Below are 4,069 nucleotides of genomic sequence, written 5' to 3'. Positions count from 1 at the left end.
GGCGGACAGACGGGCGGCGGTGGGACCTGCCCGCCCTCCAGCGGCCCGCCGTCCTCGCCGGGCCCCTCCGGCACGGCGGATTCCGGCCCCACCGGCGCGCCGCCCTCGGGCTCCGCCGCCACCGACGCCGTTCCTACGGACGGTACCGGCTCGCCGAGCCCGAACTGCCCCTCTCCGACCGGCACATGAGCGGTGCACCCGTACCGGAACCGGCACCCCGGGAGGAGCCCACGGCGGCGGGCCTGCTGAGCGTCGTGGTCGCGCAGGCGTCCTTCCTCGTGGCCGTCATGTTCTTCCTGGGCGCGATCTATCTGAGCGCCTACTACGGCTACTTCCGCGTGGACATCTTCAGCGCCGGCTTCGGCTTCGCCGAGATCGCCATGCAGAGCCTGAACGTCGTCACGGCCCCGGCGGCGCTCGTCGCCGTGGTCGCCGTTCTCGTTGCCCGTCAACTGGCCGTGTATCTCGACCCCGTCGCGCGGACGGACGGCCGCGACGGGAGCCGCGCGCTGCACCGCCTGGAACGTGCCGTGCGCGCGGTGGCCCGTGCCCATCTGTACGTCGTCGGGGCCGGGCTGCTGCTCCTGGTGCTGTGGCCGTGGCTCGGCGGCTTCCGGTGGGCGGCTCCGCTGCTGCTGGCAGCCGGCGTACTGCTCGGGCAGAGCCGCTGGAGCGGCGGCCCCGGCACGGCGCCGGAGCCGGGCCCTTCCGCGTCGGCGTCGCACCGGACGTGGAGCCGGGCCGTCCCGGTCTTCACGGCCGGTCTGCTGGTGATGTGGGGACTCAGCCTGGCCGTCGGGGCGTTGGGTGAGCGGGAGGCCCGGCAGGCCGCCGACAACCTGGTGCGCCGCCCGGCCGTCGTCCTGCTGAGCACCGAGCGCCTCAGCCTGGTCGGGCCGCCCCAGGTGAAGGCCGAGGACCTGGGCCCCGGCACCCACTTCCGGTACCGCTACAGCGGTCTGCGCCGCCTCGTCGAACGCAACGGCCGCTACTACCTCCTCCCGCTCGGCTGGGACCACCGGACCGGGCCGACGTACGTCATCAGGGAGAGCGGGGACCTCCGGGTCGAACTCTTCCCCGGCACCCGGCAGGAGTGCGGAGTCCGCTGTACGACGCGATGACGCGGCCGAGCCCGGTCGCGGCGGCGGATGAGGTGAAAGGCGTAGCGAGCCCGTGAATGTACGCCGGTGATTTCTGACATGCCGTTCCGTAGACGGCTGCCGGACCCGCGGAAACACCGTCCGTGAATGGTCCGTCCAATGATGAGAGGCGACGCTTTCGACTTTCTCGCTGTGCGCCTTGTGCGGCCGTGGCGGCGGGTGCCATCGTGGCGGCCGCATCACGCGGCAACGCATGGCGCACATGCGGCAACGACGCGGCAGAGAACGGGGATTGCAGTGGACCGCAGGTCATTTCTGGTACGCGGCGCAGGCGCCGTCGCCCTTTCGGGAACTCTCGCGGGCGGCTATGCGGCCACCGCCCTGGCCGGACCGTCCCGTAAGAAAGCGGAGACGAAGCGGGAGGCGAAGGCGGAGGCTCCGGGTGAACTGCTGTGGGCCGCGGATCTGTCCGCGGCGAAGGATTCCAGCGAGGCCGGCTTCGGCAACGTGCAGGTGCAGTACGGGGGCGGCGACATCGAGAACGACGGGCCGCCGATGCCCGTCGTCGACCACCCGAAGCTGGGCCGCGCGTTGAAGATCACCCTGGAGGAGAACCAGGAGCGCTACGAAGCGGCCCCCGGTGCGGGCGACGACTGCGGCGAAGGCCAGGAACTCTTCTTCCGCGTCGACTTCGCGCTCGACAAGGACTTTCCCGTGGACCAGGAGAACCCCTTCTGCCTGGTGAACCAGATCCATCACGGCGGCAACGACGGATCCCCGCCGATCGAATTCGACGTGAACTCCGGGAAACTCTCGGTACGCGGCGCGGGCGACGCGTATACGAAGGAACTCGGCCCCATCGCCGTCGACACCGTCTGCAAACTGGTCTACCGCGTGCGGTTCTCCGCGGATCCGGCGTCGTCCCTGCTGGAGGTATGGCTCGACGACAAGCAGGTGCTGGCGGATTTCCAGCCGCCGTGCGCCACGCTGATCGACGGGAATTCCTACTGGAAGGGCGCGACGATGTACTGCGACCCGTCGATTCCGCCGCTCACGGTCTTCCAGAACGCCCACCGCGTCGGGACGACCTACGAGTCGGTGACCGCATAAGCCGGACCCCGTCCCTCGCCCCCCGGTCCCGCTCAACTTCCGCCCGGCGCCCCGCTCATTCCTTGTTGATGATCTGGTCGTAGTCGATCAGCCCGGTGTCCTCCAGGACGGCCAGGTGGTCCAGAACGATCGAGTTGACCCTCGTCGCCAGCGACCGGACCATCGAGTTCTGCGTCTGGTCGCGCACCAGGGCGACGAGGTTGATGACCCCGCCGTTGTGCTTGCGGAGATGACCCACGAGCACCTTGTCGAACTGCTCGCCCTTGGCCTGCTTCAGCTCGTCCAGATATCCCTGCTCGGTACCGGTCGGCTTGTTCGGCAGCGCCACCTTCAGCGTCCGTCCGGCCTCGATGACCCGCCGGTCCAACTCCGTGTCGCCGTCCACGAGATGATCGCCGACGATACGCACCGACCGCCGGTCGCTGCGCTCGCGCGCGGAGCGCCCGGCGGGCAGCTCCCACAGTCCGGTCGCCCGTACCGTGCGCAGAAACTCCCGGTCGAGCGAGGTGAGCGGCCCGTATTCCGTCTTCCAGGTCCCCTCGCCGTCGTCCTGCCAGCCGGACCTGGCGACGGCGGCGGACCTGTTGCCGTCGAAGAAGTACACGGGCACCAGCAGCGAGGCGAGCGTCGCTATGAGCCCGAACACGACCAGCACGGTGCCGGCAGCACGACTCGACGGTACGGCGGAGCGCATGCGTTTCCCTCCACACATCTCTGTTGTCCGGCGGACATTAGCGGGATCAGCGAGGTCGTGGTGAAGATTCCGTTCAGATTGACAAGGTGGTTCCGTGACGGGCAGGCCGGGGCCGGATCGGGGCCGGGCCGCTGGTCACGGGCCTTCCGGAAACAGCTCCTCCTGCACCGACCCGTCGTCGTGCCCGCCGTCCTCGAAGGGCGGCAGAAGCGGCTGCTCCCCGCCCGGGGGCGCGTCCCGCAGGCTGCCGGTGCACGAGACGAGGAAGGCGCGCATGCCGGCGTCGTCCGGGGGATCGTGCCGGGCGAACTTCCCGCCGGGCGTGGAGATGAGGCGGCGGCAGACCGGACACGGTCGTCTGGGATGCGTGTAGGTCATGACCCCAGCATGCCCAGGGGCACCGACAAGGGGCACCGACGCGACCCCGCGCCCCTGCCGGCGCCCGCCGCCGTCCGCCCGCGCGGATCCGGATCCGTACCGTCCGCGCGGCACTCGCCCCGCACCCCGCCCGTTCAGCGCGGGCGCCGCCCCCGCACCGTACGCACCGGAGAGGCCGACGCATACGCGGTCCGGCCCTCCCGGCACCCGCCGCGCTCGGGGCATCCGCACCCGGCGAGTTCGCCCGCGCCGCGCACCGACCGAGGCCGCCGGCAGGACTCCTCCGCGCCGCGGAGGCACTCCGGCCGCACCGGTCCCCGTGTGCCACGGGCCCACAGCACCCGCCCGTACCGGCAGGCCGCCGAGGCCCGTACGGACGTCACCGCCTCGTCGCCGTACAGGGCCGCGATGCGGAACCAGACGAACAGCAGCAGCGGATAGATGAGGTAACCGCTGCGCGAGGCCGGCGCCAGCAGCATCGCGAGGATCAGGCCCAGCGCGATCCGGTCCGCGGCCACCCAGGCGGTACGCGGCGGACGCAGCACGAGCGAGGCCGCCATGAGGACGGCGGCGAGCGCCAGCGCCGCGAGCGTGACGGCGGTGCCGTGCGGGACGTACGTCGCCAGCAGATGCCCCGGCAGCGGACTCGCCGCCGACGAGGGCACATCGGCGAGCCCGAGCGGATAGAGCACCACGTGCTGGACGCAGGCCCGCGCACCCGCCACCACCACCGGGGCGCAGACCAGGGCGAGGACGGCCGCCGTCGACAGGGCGCAGCGCAGCGCCG

4 protein-coding genes and 1 pseudogene are annotated in these 4,069 nt (G+C 71.6%); 2 read left to right on the top strand and 3 right to left on the bottom strand.

What is annotated here, in order from left to right:
* Positions 1-1,121 (top strand): hypothetical protein (locus tag AN218_RS36895; protein ID WP_107421522.1); only part of this gene is annotated, 1,121 nt, incomplete at its 5' end.
* Positions 1,122-1,397: 276 nt separating this feature from the next.
* Positions 1,398-2,210, top strand: coding sequence for a heparin lyase I family protein (locus AN218_RS20575; RefSeq protein WP_070018373.1), 813 nt, complete (start codon positions 1,398-1,400; stop codon positions 2,208-2,210).
* 55 nt (positions 2,211-2,265) lie between these two features.
* Here AN218_RS20575 and AN218_RS20570 read toward each other — a convergent pair whose 3' ends face one another.
* The 3 genes and pseudogenes from AN218_RS20570 to AN218_RS36890 form a co-directional block, all read right to left on the bottom strand.
* Entirely contained in the window at positions 2,266-2,904 is a 639-nt protein-coding gene (locus tag AN218_RS20570) for a DUF4142 domain-containing protein (RefSeq protein WP_070018372.1), read from the bottom strand.
* 135 nt (positions 2,905-3,039) lie between these two features.
* Positions 3,040-3,282 carry a hypothetical protein gene (locus AN218_RS20565; protein ID WP_070018371.1) on the bottom strand — a complete coding sequence of 81 codons (243 nt, stop codon included), beginning with the start codon at positions 3,280-3,282 and terminating at the stop codon, positions 3,040-3,042.
* A 134-nt stretch (positions 3,283-3,416) separates the two neighbouring features.
* Positions 3,417-4,069, bottom strand: a pseudogene (locus AN218_RS36890) (hypothetical protein); the annotation flags it as partial.

It is taken from the genome of Streptomyces nanshensis (genome assembly GCF_001751255.1).
GTDB lineage: Bacteria > Actinomycetota > Actinomycetes > Streptomycetales > Streptomycetaceae > Streptomyces > Streptomyces nanshensis_A.
The sequence above is the reverse complement of the archived record's forward strand: the minus strand, read 5'-3'. Positions and strand labels throughout refer to the sequence as shown.

Excerpts from the sequence above, each read along its gene's own strand:
- AN218_RS20570 (WP_070018372.1), bottom strand. The coding sequence starts at position 2,904 with ATGCGCTCCGCCGTACCGTCGAGTCGTGCTGCCGGCACCGTGCTGGTC.
- AN218_RS20565 (WP_070018371.1), bottom strand. The coding sequence starts at position 3,282 with ATGACCTACACGCATCCCAGACGACCGTGTCCGGTCTGCCGCCGCCTC.